The following is a 1734-nucleotide window of genomic DNA, read 5'->3' as shown; positions in this document are numbered from 1 at the left end:
TCGTCCTTGGCATATTCGCCTCCTAAACGCATCATGTCATTCGATGTGTCCGGAAAACCGGGGGAAGCCCAATACGATCTCGACTCTCTATGGGAGTGAGAAAGCCGTTGAGAACAAGCGAGCGCACCACATCCGGTTTGACTCCAAGCGTCTTGGCTACATGAGTGATGTCGAGCTTAAGGTCTGAGCACCGTTGTACAGAGCGTCGGGGTGCCAGCCATGCAGCTACTTGGTCGGGTTGAATTAGTAGCTCATCACCTAGTGTCTTGGCAGCTAGCTGAGGGTTGCTCTTCACCTCAATCTTGTGTGTCCTGATTGCTTGGAAAAATTCAGCAGTCATTGTGCGAGGTACACACGTCTTGAGGGCTTTGCTCAAGGAAACCCATCGATCTGATCGCGAGTCGACGGGTGCCGCCAACGCCAGTATCTGATCCTTGAATAAGCGAATTGAGGCAAGCCTGATCCCTCGTCCCAACGCAGACAGTTCTTGCACTGAGAGTAGCGCAGTGATGCGCGTAGGGTGCAGGCCTAGGACAGCTGACGCCTGCTTGGTCGACACTTCATCACCAAGATCTTTAATCATTCGCTCCTCGATTTCAGGCGCAATGACATACCGCTTTCGGCCTCCTTCCGTTACACGCACAGGTAACGCATTTTGCGAAGCTACCCGTTTGATACGGTCCACGGAGAGTCCGTGCCTCCCAGCAATCAGTTTTGCATTGCTCGTAGATCTGATTTGTCTGGAAAGAAGGGCACTTTCTTGCCCCTGAGTGTTCCTTATGTAGGCAAGAAATTCGATCTCGATTCTGGCTCTCCAATCGGGATCACGGATTGAGCGAATGCGCTTAGCGAATGCTGGAAATGCGCTACTTGCAAGTGCAATCTTGGCACTTGTCTGTGGGATACGTATGCGGCTGAGAAGCGCATGAAATTCCTTTGGCCACTCCACTGCCGCAGCCGATCCAAGCTCGATAAATTCAGCAATCTCTTGCACCTGTTTGGAGCTTGCACGTTTGCCTGGCTTGCCTTGTAAACCATGCTTAGACAAAGATCCCATCCACATCAGAACATCTGGATCAACTCTATCCACATAGAGGCTCTTCCAAATTTGTGGGTCCACCGGGACACTGCAATGTGCTTGATACGGCTGGCCGCATCTACACGAATGGAGCCTACAAGTCGAAAAACTAAAAGGCTTCAGACAGTCCGGACATGCATCAATGAGCCAGCATTGATGCTGGTGACAGATGGGAGGCCCGCTCTGCCACGCGGCGAACCAATAAGCACTTGGCTCGAACAAGCAACGGGGACAGATGCGCAGTCGTTGGTGAAGTCCTTTTGTGGCATCCGTAGCGAGCCATTTAGGCTCACACAATCCGTTGGCATGAGCAACGCGCAGTAGGAAGCCCACCTCTGACTCCAATGGGAATTTGGTTGGAGAGATGAGCATGCTAAGAGGACTTCTCGGCGTCGAGCTGACGGGTGCGGGCTGCCAACTCGGTTCGGATTGATCGTGGGACCTTGATGCCCTCTAAACCCGGACACTTGGGGTCATGCCAGACCATAGCCTTCCCCATCAAGATGCTTGAGAGCAGCTCTTCGATGGCTTGGTCATGGATTCCTTGGTAGAACGCCGGCTCGTTGAGCGAAAGGACAGTTTGGGCTTCCCCCAGTTTCCCGGACACTTTGCCTAGCCCTTTAAACGTTGCCGCTCCTCGAATTGAACCGGGCTAA

General features: G+C 52.8%; 1 protein-coding gene. It reads right to left on the bottom strand.

What is annotated here, in order from left to right; genetic code table 11:
• Positions 1–31: 31 nt before the first annotated feature.
• Positions 32–1120, bottom strand: a complete 1089-nt coding sequence (locus tag LPW39_RS13950; RefSeq protein WP_230776052.1) for a hypothetical protein — start codon at positions 1118–1120, stop codon at positions 32–34.
• Positions 1121–1734 lie beyond the last annotated feature (614 nt).

Source organism: Comamonas koreensis (assembly GCF_021026195.1).
Taxonomy (GTDB): domain Bacteria; phylum Pseudomonadota; class Gammaproteobacteria; order Burkholderiales; family Burkholderiaceae_C; genus Comamonas; species Comamonas koreensis.
This window is presented reverse-complemented; position numbering and strand designations above follow the sequence as displayed.